An 18,982-nucleotide genomic window follows, 5' to 3' on the forward strand; every position below is an offset into this window, starting at 1 on the left:
ATACCGCCCGTCCCTCTCCGATGTGCTTACGATAACACGCCCTATACGAAGCGTCAATGCAGCTCCAAAAACGTTCAGTTATCGGGTAAAATATGCTATGCTTGTGCTTATATTAACGGGAACGGAGAACTACGAAACGATGAATATACTCACCGCAGAACGATTAAGCAAAAGCTTCGGCATGAAAAAACTGTTCGAGCACCTGTCTTTCAGCATCAATGAAGGCGACCGGATCGGGCTGATCGGCGTCAACGGAACGGGCAAGTCGACGTTTCTGAAAGTGATCGCAGGCGCGGAACCGGCCGATGAAGGATCGATCGCCGTCCGAGGCGGAGTCCGAATCGAATATTTGCCGCAAAACCCGCCCTTCGACGACGACGCTACGGTGCTGGAGCAAATATTCAGTGGCCGCACGCCGCTTATGCAGCTGCTGCGCGACTACGAAGCCGTGGTCAACCGCCTGGAGCACGGAGATACCGACAGCGGCCTTCAGAAGCGGCTGCTGGAGCTGACCGGACGAATGGATGCGGAAGGCGCCTGGCAGCTTGAGAACGAAGCGAAGCGAATCTTGACCAAGCTCGGCATCGACGATTTCGACGCGCGCATGGGCTCGTTATCCGGCGGCCGGCGCAAGCGGGTCGCCCTGGCCGGCGCCTTGATCCGTCCGGCCGACCTGCTCATTTTGGACGAGCCGACCAACCATATCGACACGGAGACGGTCGACTGGCTCGAGTCGTATTTGGCCAAGTCCAAGTCCGCCCTCCTTATGATTACCCATGACCGGTATTTTCTGGATCGGGTAGCAGGACGAATTATCGAGCTGGACCAAGGAAAGCTGTATCCGTACACGGGCAACTACAGCGTTTTTCTGGAGCAAAAAGCGGAGCGGATGGCCCGGGAGCAAGCTTCCGAAGAGAAGCGGCAAAACTTGCTGCGCCGGGAGCTCGCGTGGATTCGCCGCGGGGCGAAGGCCCGGTCGACCAAGCAGAAAGCGCGGATCGAGCGGTTCGAGAAGCTGCAGGACGCAGCACCCGACGCGGCGCCCGACGCTATGGACATCTCGCTTGCCGGAGCCCGTCTCGGCAAAAAAGTGATCGAGCTGAACGAGGTCGGCAAATCGTATGAGGGCCGTACCGTCATCCGTTCCTTCAGCCATATCGTACAGCGCGACGACCGGGTCGGCATCGTCGGGCCGAACGGCGCCGGCAAGTCGACGCTGCTGAAGCTGATTGCCGGGCGGCTGACGCCGGATTCCGGCATGATCGATACCGGACCGACCGTGAAGATCGGCTTGTTCTCCCAAGAAAATGAAGAACTGAACGAAAAACTTAGAGTGATCGAATATATCCGGGAAGCGTCAGAGCAGGTCCGGACGTCCGACGGCGAGATCGTCAGCGCCTCGCAAATGCTCGAGCGTTTCCTGTTCCCTCCCGCGGCGCAATGGACGCCGATCGCTAACTTGTCGGGCGGCGAGAAGCGCCGGCTCTTTTTACTGCGCATCCTGATGGAAGGTCCGAACGTCCTGCTCCTGGACGAGCCGACTAACGATCTGGATATTCAGACGCTGACCGTGCTCGAAGATTATTTGGAGTATTTTCCGGGAGCGGTGCTCGTCGTCTCTCACGACCGTTACTTCCTGGACCGTACGGTCGATACGCTGCTCGTCGTCGAGGGAGACGGCGAGATCGGCCACCATACCGGCAACTATTCGGAATTCCGCGACCGGATGAAGGACGCCGAAGCGAAGGAAAGCTCCGCCAAAGAATCCAAGCCGGCCGCAGATTCCAGAACTTCTCCGGCAGACGGCCGCCCGAAGGAAAAAGCGCTCAAATTCTCCTTCAAGGAACAGAAGGAGTTCGAAGAAATCGACGGGAAAATAGCCGAAGCGGAGCGCGAGCTCCACGAGGTCGGAGAAGCGGTCTCCGCCTGCGGGGCCGATTACGAGGCACTGGCGAAGCTGACCGCGAGGCAGCAGGAGGCGGAAGCCGCACTCGAGCATCTGATCGAGCGGTGGACCTACTTAAACGAATTGGCGGAACGGATCGAGCAGCAGAAGAAAGGCTAGCGCCGGGCTGCGACAATCCGCCGCAAACGGCCGACCGCCGGGAGAGGAGCAGAGATGGAAGACGGGACATTCCATATCCGCAGCTTTATCGGCAAGTTCGACGAAACGTGGCAGGACATCGGATTTCACCAGAATACGACGCTGGAAATCGAAATCGTCCTCGAAGGACGCGGCCTCTTCGAATGGCCGGAGCGCAAGCAGCATATCGAGACGGGGCACGTCGTCGTCATTCCGCCGGGCATCCCGCACCGGTTCGCCGCCATCACGAAAGTGCGGTACGGGGTGTTTCACCTTCAGGGCATGCCCCCCTCCTTGCGCGAAGCGGCCGACAAGCTGGCCGGCAACTACACTCAGCCGAAGCTGTACGCCTTGTCCCGGATCGACCGGGACCGGTTCGAGAAGCTGTTCCGCGAATGGCTGCGGGTGCTCGCCGCCTCGCTGAAGGACCGCCAGCGCAATTATGCGGTATGGGCGGAGATGCTGCTGCTTTATTTGTACGAGCATTCCCAGACGGATCTGCAGGCGATGACCATTACGAAGGCTGCGGACTACTTGCGCGAAAATCTGGGGCAGACGGTCCAGATGGCAGATCTGGCCGAGCTGTCCGGGCTAACCGTCGCCGGCTTCCGCCGCACGTTCGAGAAAATATACAAGCTCAGCCCCAAACAGTACCAGCAGCAGTGCCGCATGCAGGAGGCCAAATGGCTGCTAAGCGCGACTGACAAAGATATGAACGAGATTGCCGGTCAAGTCGGCTTTTACCGCCTCCACTCGTTCTCCCAGTGGTTCAAGTCCGCCGAAGGCGTCTCCCCCACCTTTTGGCGCAAGCGGCAGAAAATGAATCACGGCGGCGGAGAACCCCTTACCTGACCGGCCTTAGACGGGTCCGCGACGCGCGGCCCGTTTTTTTGCGTAAATTCCGGTTCCATTTGAATAAATACTTTTCCGGGCATATCCACTATCCTTGTTCGTGTAACCATCGTCCCTAAGGAGGATTTCCCACATGAGCAAAGTGAAAGTCGGTTTTATCGGAGCCGGAGGAATGGCCGAGCATCATATGAAAACGCTGCAAAAGCTGGAGCAGGCCGAGTTTACCGCCGTATTTGACTTGAATGCCGAGCGGGCAGGCCAGGTCGGGGAGCAATACGGAGCGCAAGTGTTCGACAGCGCCGACCAGTTGCTTCAATCGGGTGCGGTGGACGCGGTATTTATTTGCACGCCGCCTTTCGCCAGAGACGGAATCGAGGAAGCCGCCGCCCGCAAAGGCATTCACCTGCTATCGGAAAAGCCGGTCGGTCTCAACATGGAGGTTGTCCGTTCCAAAAGCAAAATCATTCAGGAATCCGGGATCATTCATTCTTCCGGTTATTGCCTGCGTTACCTGGAATCCGTCCAGAAGGCAAAAGAATATCTCGCAGACAAATCGGTCGACATGGTGTTGTCTTACCGGCTCGGCAGCTTGCCCGGAACTCCATGGTTCCGCAAAATGGACAAATCGGGCGGACAGCTCGTCGAGCAGTCCACTCATCAGGTCGACCTGATCCGTTACCTGGTCGGCGATTTCCACGAGGTACATGCGCGTTATGCGCAGCGCAGCATCCTGAAGGAATTCCCGGACGCTACGATTCCGGACGTCGGCATCATCTCGTTCTCGCTTCAGTCCGGCGCAGTCGGCTCGTTCAGCACTGCGTGCATGTCGAAGAAGTTCGGGCGCGGCGACGTCGAGCTGATCGGCTCCGATTTCTACGTCACGATCAAAGGCGGGGCGCTCCGCATCGTCGACAACGAGCTGAATGTGGATGAGAAATATAACACCGACTTTTACCTGGAGCAGGACCGCGCCTTTATCGAAGCGGTGCGGACCGGCCGCCAGGAGCTCGTGCTGGGCGGCTACGACGAAGCGGTAGCGACGCTCGAAGCGACGCTCGCCGCCAACGAATCGGCCGCCACCGGGCGCGCCGTCACAATCTCCGCCAGCACGGCTCAAGTGTAAGGCGAGAAGGAGGAACCCGTTATGCTAAAAAGTGTCAACCAATGGTGTTTTCCTGAAGGCACCCCGCTGCCGAAATTGTTCCAAGTTAGCCGCGAGGCGGGCTTTGATGCCGTAGAACTGAACATCAACCCGCCGGGAGGAGTCGGACTGACGATGGAAACGACTCCCGGCGAAGCGGACGAGATCGCCAAGCTCGCACGGGAGAACGGCATCCAGCTGCGCAGCATCTCGACTTCCCTGATGGGGAGAAGCCCGCTCTCGTCGGCCGACGCGGACATGCGGGCGACAGGACGGAGCGTCGTGACGAAGCAGCTCGACCTTGCTGAGCGGATCGGAGCGGATACGGTACTGGTCGTTCCCGGCGTCGTAAATCCGGCCACTTCGTACGACGATTGCTACGAACGAAGCTTGAGCGAGCTGCAGAAACTCGTTCCGGAAGCGGAAAAACGCGGCGTCAAGATGGGAATCGAAAACGTCTGGAACAAGTTTCTGCTCTCGCCTCTCGAGATGCGAACCTATATCGATACGCTGAATTCCCCTTACGCAGGCGTCTACTTCGACGTTGGAAACATCCTGCTGTACGGCTTCCCGCAGCATTGGATTCGCATTCTCGGCAGCCGGATCGTAAAAGTCCACGTTAAAGATTTCAAAACGTCGGTCGGCAACGGAGGCGGCTTCGTCCCGCTGCTCGGCGGCGACGTCAACTGGCCGGAAGTGGTCGCGGCGCTGAAGGAGATCGACTACGCGGACACGCTGACGGCGGAGATCGGCATCTACTCGTCCAGTCCGCTGCAGCAAGTGTATGACACGGCGCGCCAGTTGGATGCGATCATCCAGGGCCGTCCCGCTTGAATGATGAAATAAAGGCGATTTGCATCACAAACTCTAACGGACACAGAGGCCGTTATTGTGATGAATTTCGATCCATTTGATTTCTATAGGACATGGATGCAACTATTTAGTGAGAAATGTTACTTTTAGAGGTGGTTCGGAGTAAATAAGTGCTGTGGTGACCGTTACATTTAAAAAAACTGTATTTTAGCGAAATAGCTTCCACCATGTCCGTTAGAGTATCGTTTAGCTTAAATTCCGGGCTCATCTTCGCTTTAATACAGTGAAGAATATTATTGTGATCTATTGACAAAAACCGTCTACCGGCCAAACACCGGTGACGGTTTTCTTTTTCGAATCTAAAAGGTAACGCCTGCCAGCGCTTCAATCGCATCCTTCAGCATCATATAAGCATCACCGTCCGTCAATTTCTCCGGATTTCCGATCAGGTTGACGGTGGATGGCGATAACAGCTTCCGGTTCGCCAGTTCGTCCTGAGCCGTGTCGATCGTCGCATCGAGTCCGATTCCTTTGGCAATCGTGTAGCTGGCCTGCTGCAGCGTCAACGGTTTTTTCGCGGGCTCCTCCACGCCTTTTACAGCCTGGGCCGGATCGCCCTGAAAAGAGTCCGGGTTCATGCGTCGGATGTGATGAACCTGATTCACCATACGCTGCATATTCGACGGATTGTCGAGCAGAAACGCTTCGTTATTGTAAGAACCGACGGCAATCCCGGTATAAACGGCCGCTTTCAGCCCTGCATACGCTTTATGCTTCATATAGGGCTGAGGCTGCAGCGTATACGGCTTCAGGTCCATCCCCTGGTCGTTAAGCCGTTTTTGAAGCTCGGCGATCAGCGGTTTCGACTCGGCCATGCTGCGGAATGCAACTCCGTGCTCGACCGCCAGTTTAACCGCAGCACCCGCCGCTTCGCCTGCGGCCATGCCCGTAGGAATCACGCGCGCGCTTCCGTGCGCCAGCGTGTCATAGCTGGCCGAGCGTCCTACGACCAGCAGACCGTCTACGTTTTGCGGAACGATGCTGCGGAAGGGGACGGCGTATTGGAGCGGATGTACGACGACCGCGCCGTTGTCCGACACCGAGGTTCTTTGAATATCCGCTGGGTAAGAACCGAACGCGATCCGGTCCCATTGATCGCGGTTTTCCAGCAAGTCGATCACGCTCAGCCGGTACAGACCGTTCATATGCCGCGTCTCGCGGACGTACAGCTCGGGAGCGATCGCATCGAGCTCGGCATGCTTGAACTCTTCGAACGTCTGCAGAAATTTTACTACGTTCGGAACTTCCTCACGGGCAATCTCCAGCGCTTCTTTTCTCGATTCCGGGTTTAATCCGTCAATTCCGAATATTTGCAGCGCGTTGATCAGAATCGTGCCGTCAAGTTGTCTGCCGATATTCAAGCCGCGCATTTTCGTCTGTTCTTTATTTAGGGGCACATACTTTTTCATCTCGTCGCCGTAGCCCCATGCCGACATGTCACTGACTCCGGTATTGCTGTCGCCGTCTCCGTTCAGCCGCTTGGCGATTAGTTCCCAAGCTTTGTCGTCGATATGGTTCAGCCGGAATACGGCGGTCACGGCCATCCGCGAATCGGGATCGCCCAGATCCTCGCGTCCGATCGTAAAAGGAACTCCCGCCACAGCGGCGATATCCGCATCTTGCGTAGCGTCGATAACCGCCTTCGAGCGAACCTCCTGCTTCGTTCCATCGGTTCCCGTGATCGTGACGCCCTCGATCCGGACCGTTCCGCCTTCCTTGGCAACGATCGGCTCCACGTCGGCCGCCTTCATATCCAGATCGATGCGGCTCTCGGCCCGGACCATATCATTGAACGCATTGGCAGCCGTCGTCACATCGAAGGAATGGCCCTCCGTTTTTTTATACCATTCGGTAAATATCCCTTTGTTGAAATGATCTCTTCCTTTGCCCGGGATCGAAGCCGCGGTGTTGTCCCAGTTCATATCGATGCTGTTCAGCCAGCCGACCGTCATCAGTCCGCCCAGCACGTCGCGGCCGTAGCTGTCGACAAGCAGCGTATTCAGTCCGCTGCGCGCCGCAGAGACGGCTGCGCTGATCCCTTCCGGGTCTGTACCGACGACAATCAAGTCGTAGCTGTCTTTCCTTTTTTCCACGGAATGCACTTTTACCGGTTCTCTTTTTACATCATTCGCATCGTCCGCCCCTCCTGCCCGTGCCGGATCTTTCCCCTTGCTGTAGTAGATCCCTGCGGCTCCTCCGAGGAATACGACCAGCACTATCGCTGCGATAATCAACCCTTTGCGTGACATGTAGCACCTCACCGTTATCATTAGAATTTCGGTAATTACGTAAAAAGCGATTTACTCCTTTCCTCGATGTATGCTGACCAGTATAGCGGACAAAGTTTAACCGTTTTTGTTCGGCCGCTTATCGGCCGCTTAAGGGATTCTTAATAAAAATTAAGATGTTCGCAGAGCCCGAAGGCGACTTTCCCGCTGCCAAACGACCTTTTTTGGCGCAAAAAAAGAAGACCTCCTGCGGTCTTCCGTCTAATCTGCTTATGATCCGGATCGATCCAGAGGGAAGCCCGTTTCAAACACAGTCTCTCTCCGTCCGCTGCGTGCGGATAAACGTCCGCCGTGCAGCTCGATTATGCTTTTGGTAATCGCCAGCCCGAGCCCCGTCCCTCCGGTCAGCGACGATCTGGAAACGTCCGTGCGATAAAACCGTTCGAAAATATAAGACAAATCCCGCTCGGGAATCGGCTCGCCGTAATTGACAATTTCTACAACCGCTTCGCCGTCCGTTTTGCCGATCCGGATATCGACAAATTTCCCTTTGCTCCCGTAACGAATCGCGTTCGAGATTAAATTTTCATAGGCGCGCATCAACTGATGGCCATCCGCTTGAATGTACACGCGGTCTTCTTCGGTAACGAGCCGGCAGGACATGCCCGCTTTCGTCAGCGCCGGGATGAACTCCTCCGCCAACTGCTTCAGGAAACCGATCAGATTCACCCGTTTCAGCTCCAATTCCATCCCTCCGCCGCTCAGAGACGTATACTCGAACAGGTGATCGATCAGCCGCTTTAAGGTTTTGGTTTTCTCGTAGGCGATACTCGTATAATATCGCAGCTCCACCTCGTCCTTGTAACGGTCGTTCTCGATCGTTTCCAGATAGCCGAGCACAGACGTAAGCGGCGTACGTAAGTCGTGGGATACCCCGGTGATCAGCTCACTTTTCGTCCGTTCCGCATCTCGCTCTTCTTCGATCGATTTCCGCAGCTTTTCCGTCATCTGGTTGAAATGATCCGCGACCGCCCCCATCTCGTCCGACGATTTGGTGACGATTTTATAGTCAAGGTTGCCTTTAGCTATTTCCTGAAGCCCGCGGGTAATCTCATCGAGGTAACCGATGCTTTTGCGGCTGAACAGAAAGAAGAAGACCAGGAACAGGATCGCGCCCACGACAACCATAACCGGAGCGGAGCCGATCTCGCGGACAACCCACCCGATCGGAGCAGCGAACGGCTTCACGTAGACCAGAACCAGGAGCAGCCGGTAAGCGATCAGCACGGTCGAGGCCGAAAGCGCTGCGCTGAGCATGAAGGCAAACATAAATTTCCAGCGAACCGTATAAATAAACTTGGTTTTCATAACCGTCCCGCTCCAGTCTGACCGCAATCCCGTGCGTTCATTCGATCTTGTATCCGATTCCCCATACCGTCTTGATATAGTGGGGGCTGCTCGGATCGCGTTCGATTTTTTCCCTGATTTTGCGGATATGCACCATGACCGTATTGTTCGACTCGTAAAAAGGTTCGTTCCACACCGTCTCGTAAATTTGCTCCATGCTCAGCACATGACCGCGATTCTTGGCGAGAACGTGAAGGATCGCGAATTCGCGCGGCGTTAAGCGAACCTCCTGCTGATCAACCGTCACCTTATGCGTGAGTACCTGAATCTCGAGTCCGTCGATAACGATTTCGTTGTCGTTGCTTCTATAGGCGGCCGTAAGCTGCCGGTACCGGCGCAGCTGCGATTTGACGCGGGCCATCATCTCGAGCGGGCTGAACGGCTTAACGACGTAATCGTCGGCCCCGATGCTGAGCCCCATAATTTTGTCGATCTCCTGGCCTTTGGCCGACAGCATAATAATCGGCATTTGCCGTTTCTCTCTTATTTTCATGCACGCCTCAATGCCGTCCATCCGGGGCATCATTACGTCGAGAATGATCAGATCGACGTCGTTCGCGTTCAGCAGCTCCAGAGCCTCCACCCCGTCACTTGCCGTAAGCAGGTTGAAGCCTTCATTTTTCAAATACAGTTCCAGCAGACCCATAATCTCTTTCTCGTCGTCCACAAGCAAAATCGTTCCGCCCCGCATACGCACCCTCCCGCAACCCATCTCCACAAAGTAAAGCTCCACTTCGTAACCGGCCGCAAAAAAACGAAAAGCTCTCTCCCGGTTCGGAGAAAGCCCCCATCTCTCTTGTAAACCGCTCTCTGCTACCCTGTCAGACTTACCCCACATACCACCAAATAAAGGCGAGCACAGCCGCGATCGTGGCAACTGCGTAAATCAGCGTCAGTCTTAATGTATTTTTACCGATCTTTTTATCGTAATCGGGATTCCCTTCGACGTTTTGCTTGGACAAACCGATCAGCACTGTTGCGACGGCGGCAAACCCAATCAGCGCAATCAGCGCTACAACGATTCCTATATTCACCTTGTACCGCCTCCGTTTTTTCCTGTTCGAACTACCCTTATTGTATCGCGTAAGCCCGGAATGTAAAGCGCGGGGGAAGAAATATTTTGTGAACCGGGGCGGCAGCGCCGGTTTGGCGGCAAGATGCGCTCAGACACCGAAACCTCTTTTTCAGTTATAGTTTCCGGTTGAGTTTCGGTTCATGCTCGGACTATAATAAGAAAAGCTTATAATCGATGTATTACCACGATGAATCACCCTGCGTAAGAGGTAGCTTTTCTTGCGAGACGATGAATGACCCTGTGTAAGACTCCCCTCCCCTACTACTATAATGAAAAAGGTGCACAATGAGTATACTGACCGTCAAAAATTTAAGCCACGGCTTCGGCGACCGCGCTATTTTCCGCGACGTGTCGTTCCGGCTGCTCAAGGGCGAACATATCGGATTGATCGGCGCTAACGGCGAGGGCAAATCGACATTCATGAATATTATTACCGGGAAGCTGCAACCGGATCAAGGCAAGGTCGAATGGGCCAAGCGGGTCCGCGTCGGTTACTTGGACCAGCACTCCGTGCTTCAGAAAGGGCTCACCATCCGGGATGTGCTCAAGACGGCATTCGCCTACTTGTTCGAGATGGAAGCGGAAATGAACGGCATGTACGAGAAGATGGGCGAAGCGACACCCGAGGAGCTCGAGAAGATGCTTGAGGATGTCGGCACGATCCAGGACGCGCTCACCAATCACGATTTTTATATGATCGACGCGAAGGTCGAAGAGATTGCTCGCGGCCTCGGTCTGGAGGATATCGGTCTGGAGAAAGACGTTCACGACCTCAGCGGCGGGCAACGGACCAAAGTGCTGCTCGCGAAGCTGCTGCTCGAAAAGCCGGACATCTTGCTGCTCGACGAGCCTACGAACTATTTGGACGAGCAGCATATCGAGTGGCTCAAGCGGTATTTGCAAGAATACGAGAACGCCTTTATTCTAATCTCTCACGACATTCCGTTCCTGAACAGCGTCATCAACCTGATCTACCATATGGAAAATCAGGAGCTCAGCCGCTACGTCGGCGATTACTACGTCTTCCAGCAGCAGCACGAAGCGAAGCAATTGCAGTTAGAGTCGGCCTACAAAAAGCAGCAGCAGGAGATCGCCGATCTGAAAGACTTCGTAGCCCGCAACAAAGCCCGGGTATCGACCCGCAACATGGCGATGTCGCGCCAGAAGAAGCTGGACAAGATGGACGTCATCGAGCTGGCCAAGGAGAAGCCGAAGCCGGAATTCCGCTTCAAGGACGCCAGAGCGTCCGGCAAACTGGTCGTCGAGACGAAAGGTCTAGTCATCGGCTATGACGAACCGCTGTCGCGGCCGCTGGATCTGCGCGTGGAACGCGGCCAGAAGATCGCCCTCGTCGGCTCGAACGGCATCGGGAAAACGACGCTGCTGCGCAGCATTCTCGGCGAGATCCAGCCGCTTGGCGGATCGGTGGAGCTTGGAGAGCATCTGTATATCGGCTACTTCGAGCAAGAGATGAAGGGATCGGGCAGCACGACCTGCATCGACGAGGTATGGAACGAATTTCCTTCGTTCTCGCAATTCGAAGTCCGCGCGGCGCTCGCCAAATGCGGTCTGACGACGAAACATATCGAGAGCCGGATCGACGTGCTGAGCGGCGGCGAGAAAGCTAAAGTGCGCCTATGCAAGCTGATCAACAAAGAGACGAACCTGCTCGTGCTCGACGAGCCGACGAACCATCTCGATGTCGATGCCAAGGATGAGTTGAAGCGCGCGCTGCAAGCTTACAAAGGAACCATCCTGCTAATCTCTCACGAACCGGAATTTTACCGCGACGTCGCGACCGAGGTTTGGAACTGCGAATCATGGACGACGAAGCTGCTGTAACGGATAAGCGTCCCGGTCCGCCTCGATGGCGGCCCGGAACGCTTTTTTTCGCTTGCTCCGCAGGCAGAACCGCTGAACGATGCAATCCAGAAAGTCAACCCTAATTCGAGCGCCGCAATTATCGGGCCGTTTCCCCGGATTTCGGCGTCCGGACGTAGAGGTAATTGTCAACTCATGTGGAATATATATCCTTATTCGACGCGCGACATCTGGGCTTGTGACGGAGGTATTTCTGTGAAATCTCGGTTTAGGATGAAATTGACGGTCGTGATGATCATTTTCGCGATGGCGCTGTCCGTCGCGATCGCCCTGATGGATCATTATCGTCTGAAAGATCAAGCCCGTCTGGGCAAAGCGGAGCAAGTCCGGAAAAGCGAGCAAACCGTCAAGTACGCGCTGGAATCGATGGAGAAAGCGTATTACGTGCTCGGCGAGAATATAGCCGCCAAGATGCGGGAAAGCACCGTTTATTTGCTAAACCAATATGAGAACGCTCCGTCCGTAAGCAGTTGGGATCTGGAAGCGCTGAAGAAAGAGCTTACCTACGACATCCACATTATCGACGAGAACGATGTAATCGTCTACAGCAGCCTGCGGGACGAAGTCGGACTGGACTTTAATGCTTGCTGCGGCAAGCTGGCCGCCATTTTGAAGGAGCGGCGGAGCACCGGCGAATTTTATCATGACGGAATCGATCTCGAGCAAAACACCGGCATTTTAAAAAAATACAGCTATATGTCGACACCCGACAAAAGGTATATATTTCAGCTCGGCTACACGCTGCAGGACAGTATGATCTACCAGCATTTCAACTTCTTCCAGGCGATCAACGAGCTCGTAGCCCAGGACGATTCTTTTTACGAGATCAACGTGCTGAATATGGGCGGCCACGCTTTGGGCGAGCTGGCCGACGCCAGCAAGCTGTCGGGTTCGCGGAGGGATGCGTTCGAGAAAACGTTCACAACCGGACAAACGAGCGAATTTCGCGGCGACTGGCAAGGGCTGCCGGCGATCTACCGTTATGTGAACTACGACTCCAAGTACGACAGCGGTTCCACGCAGACGAAAGTGCTCGAAATGATATACAACGACAAAGACTTGCAGGCTTTCCTGCAGGAAAACCGGAGGACGTTCATCGTCCAGCTGATCGCCGTCCTGTTCGTAACGGTCGTTCTGGCCCTTATTATCTCCAGATGGGTGGCCAGGCCGATGCATCTCGCTTTTCATGACAGCTTGACCGGCTTGCACAACCGCGCGGCTTTCGAGGAGCTGCTGGAATCGATGCTGGCGGATAACAGAGATACGCTCGCCCTGCTTATGATCGACTTGGATAATTTCAAATCGGTTAACGACGATTACGGTCACGATGCCGGCGATCTGCTGCTGAAGCGGGTCGCCCACAGCATCCGCTCCGTCCTTCGCAAAGGAGATGCCGCCGTGCGGCTTGGCGGCGACGAATTCGTCATCCTTATGCCTTCGGCGAGCAAGGAGGAAGCGGAACATACGGCGGTACAGCTGATTGAAGCGGTCCGGGGACCGCTCAAGCGGCACTCTCCGCTTGAGAAAGCGAGCATCTCGGTCAGTATCGGCATATCGCTGGCCCCCCATGACGGCATCGACGTCGAGACGTTATGCAAGCGGGCCGATACGGCGCTTTACGTATCGAAGGAGCTCGGCAAAAATCGGTACAGCTTCTATTCCTGGCAGGCGGCCGACCGCCGTCAGAACGCGGCAAGGCCGCTATAGAAAGGCTCGCCCCCCATGCAAGGTGGTGCGTTCCATTTTCCATAGCGGCCGTTCGTCTGCAGCGCTCCTATCGGTCGTCGTCCCGGACAGGTTCCGGCTCTGTCTCCGATTCCGGCTCAACCTCTTGCTCCAACTGTTTCGCCAGAGTTTCGATCTGGTCCTTCGTTACCGTCGTAATCAACGCAAGCTCCTTATGCTTCGCATAGCCGATCTGCTCGGCCGCCTCTTCAAGACGTCCCAGCTTCTGAAGCGTCAACGCATAATAGTAGTAAGACTCCGCATGCTTCGGAGACTTGTCCACCGCTTTGGCGTACATCTCGGCCGCTTCCTCGTATCGGCTGAGCAAATAATACGTTTGCGCCAAATTATCGAGGATCGTCACATCGCCGTCGTTGTACTCGTACGCCTCCCGGTTGAAGCGGAGCGCATCGTCCAACTCGCCGCGCAGCAGCTTGAAATAACCCAAATTTCCGTACACGGTCGTGTTTTTAAATGTTTCGTACACGGTCTCAAGCAGGTCGCGCGCTTCGTCTTGCTTGCCCTGCAGCCAGTACACGGTCGCCAGATTCACTTGAGCCTGCAGCCGGATCTCGTTCGAAAGCTGGCCGGACAACACCTCGTTTAACACCCGCTCCGCTTGATCCGTCTCTCCCGCCTTCGCCAGCAGGAAGCCGTAGCCTGCGATATGCTGGGGATGATACGGCTTGGTCTGGTACGCTTTCTCCAGCTTGGCGAGCGCCGTCTTCATATCGCCCTTCATATACGCTACATTCCCCTGCTGCGCATAGATCGCGGAACGGCTCTTGTAGATCCAGAACGCGAGCAGCAGCACAAACACCCCGATCCCCGCACCGATGTGAAACTTAAACGCGGCGAAAATGACGACCGCAACGAGGGCCAGCTTGATCAACCCTTGTACAATTGGCGGCATGGATACTCTCCCTTTCTCCTCTTTGTTTCTTACAAAATCTATCTGCACAGCAGCTTCTGCGTCACAATATCCGAAAATAGCTCCATTCCCGCCGTCCGCGCGATATGGATGACGTCCGACAGCGTCGCACTTTGCGGAGACAGCTCGGACAGGGCATTGTCCAGCCGGAGGACGCGCTGCGGATCGTACGCAACGTCCGGCTGCCCGTCGAATAGTGCCGCATAAAAGATCCCCGACTCGACCAAGTCCTGAAAAAAGTGACTGCCGTACGACAGCTCGGGCATAAATCCGGCTTCGACCGAAGACGTCTCGACGATAACGGACATATGGCACAGCTCGGAAAAATGAACCGGCACCCCGAGCGACGGCGTCGTCGTTCCCCATCGGCCCGGGCCGATCAGCATCGCATACCGATGCTTCAGAATCGCGTTAACGTACCCGATATGCCGGGCGACCTCGTATTTCCCCTGCACGCTGCGGTCCAGATACGCCTGCGGATGGACATAAACGACATAATCGATCGGCAGCCGGACGTTGCCGCCCATAAAGTTTCCTTTGGACGAAAAGAAGCTATCGTCCCCGTCGGTCAGCTCCGGTATATGGACCGATTTGCCCAGTCCTCTCGTCTGCAGCGGACGGCATTGCAGCACATTCACTTTGAACCGGCGGTCTTTCGTAAAGTTGGCTGTAAACTCGATATCGACCGGATAATCGTACACGCCCGACAATAAAGCGAGCAGCTCCTTCATCAGGCCGGGAAACCCGGTCCCTGTAAGCAGGCTGTCGAAATCGAGAATATCCGGCGTCTTGTACCCGGTGTAGCCGAGCTCGCTCAGACGAAGCGCCGTCTCGTAGTCCGGCGAGGCGAACAGCGCTTTGTCCACCTTCAGATCGTACGGAAGAACGTCCTCCAGCCGTTTGGTCGACAGCGTGTTTTGTTTCAAGGCAATGACATCTACGTAGTGCTGGGAATATTTCCGGTAGTCTTCGGCCAGGCTGAGCGGCTTGCGCTGCGGGTTATCGAGCGATACGATTTTCGCGTAGTCCCCGACCGTCCGGTCCACCGCCCTCGTCCCCAGCCCGAACACCAGACGAAGCATGCCCGCGTCCATATCCATGCTTTTATCCCACACGTACAGATTGGTGGAATTGCCGACGCCCGCGAGATGCGGAAAAAACAAATCGTTGTAATGGTCACCGGATACCCGCTGGACCAGGATCGCCATCTGCTCGTCCTGCTCGAACAGTCCCCGGTTCAGCCGGTATTGCAGCGCATCCTCGTTCATCGTGCTGGCGTATACGGTGCGGATCGCTTGCTCGAACGCTTCGTACCGCTCTTCCGGCGTGCCTTGATTGGCGCAAAATACGCTGTCGTACTTGCCGGCGAACGCATTGCCGAAGTTATCTTCGAGCAACGAACTGGACCGTACGATAATCGGCGATTGCCCGAAATATTCCAGCAGTTGGACGAATTTCTCCTGAATGTTCTCCGGAAATTTGCCGCACAGCAGCTTTTCCTTTAACTCGGGAGCGTAGCGGAAGTAACCTTCCTTCGTCTTCTGCTTCGTCCGCAGCTTCCACCAGCCGTTCTGCACGATGTACGTATAGTACACGTCCGCCCCCAGATAGTACGAGTCATGAGGCTCCATGTACGGAGCGAATCGCTCGCCGCCTTCGCGCTCCAAGATTTTTCTGGCGATCAGCATCCCGACGCTTTTGCCTCCGATAAAACCGGTCCCGACTCCCCTAGAGGCGATCGCCAAAATATCCTCCAGTGTAAAATACCGGTCGCACAGCTCGAACATCCGCGATTCGTGGCCGATCAGCATCGCCATCAGCATCCGCTTGGCCGCCTCCTGACGCTCGGGCGGTTGCGACAGCTCCTCTCTCGCCTTGTGGAACAGGACGTCCCAATAGTCCAGCCGTTCCCCGCCGCGCTGGATGCTGGAGAACAGCTCGGCCGACTCCGCGCTCGCCGTAATGCACTCCGCTTCCTGGCCCCGTATGCGGTGCGGGAAAAACATCGTGGGCGAATATCGGTTCCACACTTTCAAAGGATGAATGTAATAGTTGTCGCCCACCCGGTACAAATCGAGCAGCAGCTGCGTCGTCTCCCGGATGCTCGCGATCGTGCTGTACGTATGAACGTTGCGGACGATGGCAAAATAAGCGATCGTATCAAGCTCGTACAGAAATGGGCACGACACCTTAAAAAAGTTGCCGATCATCAGATCGGAATGCCAGTATTGCAGCAGATCGGTCAAGCAGTCGAACACGTAAAACGCTTTGCGGCCTTCCTGCTCGATCAGGCTGTGGACCGCCGTCGCAAAGCTTTCGAACCCTTTCTCCGCATCGACCGGATAGACGGCAATGGCCGGATCGGCTTCAAGCACCGGCTCGTGGCCGCCAAAACGGACGTATACGAGCTTCCGGTTATCGAGCTTCGACTGACGGACGTACGGCTCGACCATCTTCCTGTAGTCGGATACGGAATCGACCTGCCATACGATGTTGTCGCCCAGCCGGAGCTTGTCGATCGCCTGATCGAAGCCCGTCATCCCCGTGCTTGCCTTGTCGCGAATGTCCATACGCGCCCCTCCGTGCCGCCGGTCGGCGTTATTGTTCTAACCGCAATCCGTTAGTAAAATCATACCACATGTGCCTCCGGACAGCGAAAAAGCATACCGGCGACACTCGCGGGAGGCAGCACGCCATCCACGATTAGTCCTTTCGTCGCCTTTCTTTTCCAGCCTCAGCTTAGCACAAACCGGTTCAGTCTGGCGCGCACCCGCTCCTCCCCCATCACGTTCATCACATCGTACAGATCCGGGGCGTTCAGCCTGCCCGACAAGGCGGAGCGCAGGACGGCGGCGACATCTCCGACGCTCCCTTTGTAAGTTTCCGGATGTTTCTTATACGCTTTCGTATCTTTAGCGAAGCCGAACGCTTCGGCGATCTCCTTCACCTTGCCGAACCAGGTGTCCCGGTCGTCCTGCGGATCGTAACGGTCCAGAAACTCCCCTGCGATTCCTCTGGCTGTCAAAGCATCGACTGCCGTTGGCAGCGGATAACCGGCAGCCGTCTCCTCCGCAAACCAGCCGTCGTGGAAAAACGCGACGGAGCTTCTCACGTCTCCCCACTTGGCCATATCTTTGCGCGGCTTTTCCGGCGTTCTTCCGATGCGGAAGATGTTCAGCGTGTAATCTTTATTCTCGCGCAGCCAGCCGCACAGTTCCGGATCGTAAGCCTTCGCCCACCACGACGTCTCGGTGAAGACGGACTCCGCACTTAGCTTCGAGATTACATCCTTGCTAATATCGTTCAGTTTATCCATATCGAACAAAGCGCCGCTGGCGTTCATTTTGTTCGTATCGATCGCAAACCGGGTGTACGGCTCCGCCGGATGGTCCATCCGCCACTGCTCGTAATCCGAATTGATCAGCGTCATGAAATATTCGTTAATCGACAGACTCGGATATCCTTGGCTCCGGTAATAATTTGCCGTGGCGTCCCGGTCTTTGCGCTTGCTGAACTTCCGCTTTGACGTTCCGTCCATCTTCATGATCGGTGCGATATGGCCGTATTCCGGTCGCTGGAATCCCAGCACCTCGAACAGCTGCAGATGAATCGGCACCGAGGACAACCATTCGTCTCCGCGGAAAACGTGGGTCGTCCCCATCAGCCGGTCATCGATCGCATGGGCAAAATGATACGTCGGAATACCGTCCGATTTCAGCAGGACGATGTCGTGATCGTTCTCGGGCATCTCGATCGGGCCTTTAACCAGATCCGTATAACCGATCCGGCTCACGGGCGATCCCAGCGATTTCAACCGGATCACATACGGCTTGCCCGCCGCCAGCTCCTCCTTCGCCTGCTCTGGTGTCAGGAAGCGGTGAACGGCCCACTCGCCGTAATAACCCGGCGTCACTTTCCGCTCCTGCTGCTTGTCGCGGATCGCCTGAAGCTCCTCCTCCGTGCAGAAGCACGGGTAAGCCAAACCTTGCCGGACCAACTGCTTCACCCATACGTGGTACAGCGGCACTCTCATGCTTTGGCGGTACGGACCGTACGCGCCGGTCTCCTCGCCGGAGGCGGCAGGCCCCTCATCGATCGCGATGCCGAACGCGGCCAGCGACTCGATCATATCGGCCATGCTGCCCTCGACCTCGCGCTTTTTGTCCGTATCTTCGATCCGCAAGTAAAAGACGCCGCCGCTGCTTCGCGCCAGCCGCTCCGAGATCATCGTAGCGTACAGCCCCCCGATCGTCAGAAAACCGGTCGGGCTCGGGGCGAACCTCGTCACTTTCGCGCCTTGCGGCAAATTTCTCGGCGGATATAACGCAAGCACATCCTCGGGGGACCGGGCAACGTTTGGAAACAGCAAATCGGCGAGCTCGTTTAAAGTCGTCATCAAGATTCATCCTTTCGCGATCGTTGAAATGAAAAACAAAAAAAGCCCCCATCCTCATAAGGACGAAAGGCTTTGGCTTCCGCGGTACCACCTAATTTGGCCGTAAGACGACCCGCTTATCGTACGGCTGCTCTGCTGCATCAATGCACGGCGCCGCAATCGATTCTGTAACGGGAATTCCCGCCGGACGTACTCCGCTTGCTTTCGGTCCGGTACTCGGAGGCTTCTTTCATCAATTCCGGATGCCTACGTCTCACCCCAGTAGGCTCTCTGCGATCCGGTCGGTTGATTACTGTTCCTCTTCATCGCGTCTGTTCATATAAGGCTGGATTCGAGTTGCAATTTCATTATCGTACAAAATATCATATCCCCGTATATCCCGTCAAGGGA

13 protein-coding genes and 1 other annotated feature are annotated in these 18,982 nt (G+C 55.8%); of the genes, 6 read left to right on the forward strand and 7 right to left on the reverse strand.

Translation table 11 applies throughout. The features are described from left to right. Positions 1 to 139: 139 nt before the first annotated feature. The 4 genes from IDH45_RS23860 (at position 140) to IDH45_RS23875 (ending at position 4,910) form a co-directional block, all read left to right on the forward strand. Positions 140 to 2,065, forward strand: coding sequence for an ABC-F family ATP-binding cassette domain-containing protein (locus tag IDH45_RS23860; RefSeq protein WP_190930644.1), 1,926 nt, complete (start codon positions 140 to 142; stop codon positions 2,063 to 2,065). A gap of 54 nt (positions 2,066 to 2,119) precedes the next feature. Next, positions 2,120 to 2,935: a helix-turn-helix domain-containing protein gene (locus IDH45_RS23865; RefSeq protein WP_190930645.1), complete on the forward strand. Its 816-nt coding sequence runs from the start codon at positions 2,120 to 2,122 to the stop codon at positions 2,933 to 2,935. A gap of 133 nt (positions 2,936 to 3,068) precedes the next feature. Continuing rightward, entirely contained in the window at positions 3,069 to 4,058 is a 990-nt protein-coding gene (locus tag IDH45_RS23870; RefSeq protein ID WP_190930646.1) for a Gfo/Idh/MocA family protein, read from the forward strand. A 21-nt stretch (positions 4,059 to 4,079) separates the two neighbouring features. Continuing rightward, positions 4,080 to 4,910: a sugar phosphate isomerase/epimerase family protein gene (locus tag IDH45_RS23875; protein ID WP_190930647.1), complete on the forward strand. Its 831-nt coding sequence runs from the start codon at positions 4,080 to 4,082 to the stop codon at positions 4,908 to 4,910. A 338-nt stretch (positions 4,911 to 5,248) separates the two neighbouring features. On the opposite strand, the gene IDH45_RS23880 is transcribed toward IDH45_RS23875, so the two are convergent. The 4 genes from IDH45_RS23880 to IDH45_RS23895 form a co-directional block, all read right to left on the reverse strand. Beyond that, positions 5,249 to 7,198: an FAD-dependent oxidoreductase gene (locus IDH45_RS23880; RefSeq protein WP_190930648.1), complete on the reverse strand. Its 1,950-nt coding sequence runs from the start codon at positions 7,196 to 7,198 to the stop codon at positions 5,249 to 5,251. 249 nt (positions 7,199 to 7,447) lie between these two features. After that, the gene (locus IDH45_RS23885) at positions 7,448 to 8,545 is read right to left on the reverse strand and encodes a sensor histidine kinase (protein ID WP_190930649.1); all 1,098 of its coding nucleotides are present in this window, start codon (positions 8,543 to 8,545) and stop codon (positions 7,448 to 7,450) included. Positions 8,546 to 8,582: 37 nt separating this feature from the next. Continuing rightward, complete coding sequence (locus tag IDH45_RS23890; RefSeq protein ID WP_190930650.1) at positions 8,583 to 9,275, reverse strand: response regulator transcription factor; 693 nt, start codon at positions 9,273 to 9,275, stop codon at positions 8,583 to 8,585. 136 nt (positions 9,276 to 9,411) lie between these two features. After that, entirely contained in the window at positions 9,412 to 9,618 is a 207-nt protein-coding gene (locus tag IDH45_RS23895; protein ID WP_190930651.1) for a hypothetical protein, read from the reverse strand. A 326-nt stretch (positions 9,619 to 9,944) separates the two neighbouring features. On the opposite strand from IDH45_RS23895, the gene IDH45_RS23900 reads away from it, so the two are divergent. Together IDH45_RS23900 and IDH45_RS35060 are read left to right on the forward strand one after the other, a co-directional pair. Further along, positions 9,945 to 11,501 (forward strand): ABC-F family ATP-binding cassette domain-containing protein, encoded by a 1,557-nt coding sequence (locus IDH45_RS23900; protein WP_190930652.1) that lies wholly within the window; start codon positions 9,945 to 9,947, stop codon positions 11,499 to 11,501. A 234-nt stretch (positions 11,502 to 11,735) separates the two neighbouring features. Further along, positions 11,736 to 13,247 (forward strand): diguanylate cyclase domain-containing protein, encoded by a 1,512-nt coding sequence (locus tag IDH45_RS35060; protein ID WP_190930653.1) that lies wholly within the window; start codon positions 11,736 to 11,738, stop codon positions 13,245 to 13,247. Between the two features lie 67 nt (positions 13,248 to 13,314). Here IDH45_RS35060 and IDH45_RS23910 read toward each other — a convergent pair whose 3' ends face one another. From IDH45_RS23910 to IDH45_RS23920, 3 genes are all read right to left on the reverse strand, one after another. Continuing rightward, positions 13,315 to 14,178 carry a tetratricopeptide repeat protein gene (locus IDH45_RS23910; RefSeq protein ID WP_190930654.1) on the reverse strand — a complete coding sequence of 288 codons (864 nt, stop codon included), beginning with the start codon at positions 14,176 to 14,178 and terminating at the stop codon, positions 13,315 to 13,317. A 38-nt stretch (positions 14,179 to 14,216) separates the two neighbouring features. Further along, positions 14,217 to 16,766 carry a PEP/pyruvate-binding domain-containing protein gene (locus IDH45_RS23915; RefSeq protein ID WP_190930655.1) on the reverse strand — a complete coding sequence of 850 codons (2,550 nt, stop codon included), beginning with the start codon at positions 16,764 to 16,766 and terminating at the stop codon, positions 14,217 to 14,219. Between the two features lie 164 nt (positions 16,767 to 16,930). Further along, the gene (locus IDH45_RS23920; RefSeq protein WP_190930656.1) at positions 16,931 to 18,592 is read right to left on the reverse strand and encodes a glutamate--tRNA ligase; all 1,662 of its coding nucleotides are present in this window, start codon (positions 18,590 to 18,592) and stop codon (positions 16,931 to 16,933) included. A 55-nt stretch (positions 18,593 to 18,647) separates the two neighbouring features. Beyond that, positions 18,648 to 18,907 (reverse strand) — a binding site (T-box leader). Positions 18,908 to 18,982 lie beyond the last annotated feature (75 nt).

The sequence above is a fragment of the Paenibacillus oceani genome (assembly GCF_014705615.1).
Taxonomy (GTDB): Bacteria; Bacillota; Bacilli; order Paenibacillales; family NBRC-103111; genus Paenibacillus_AB; species Paenibacillus_AB oceani.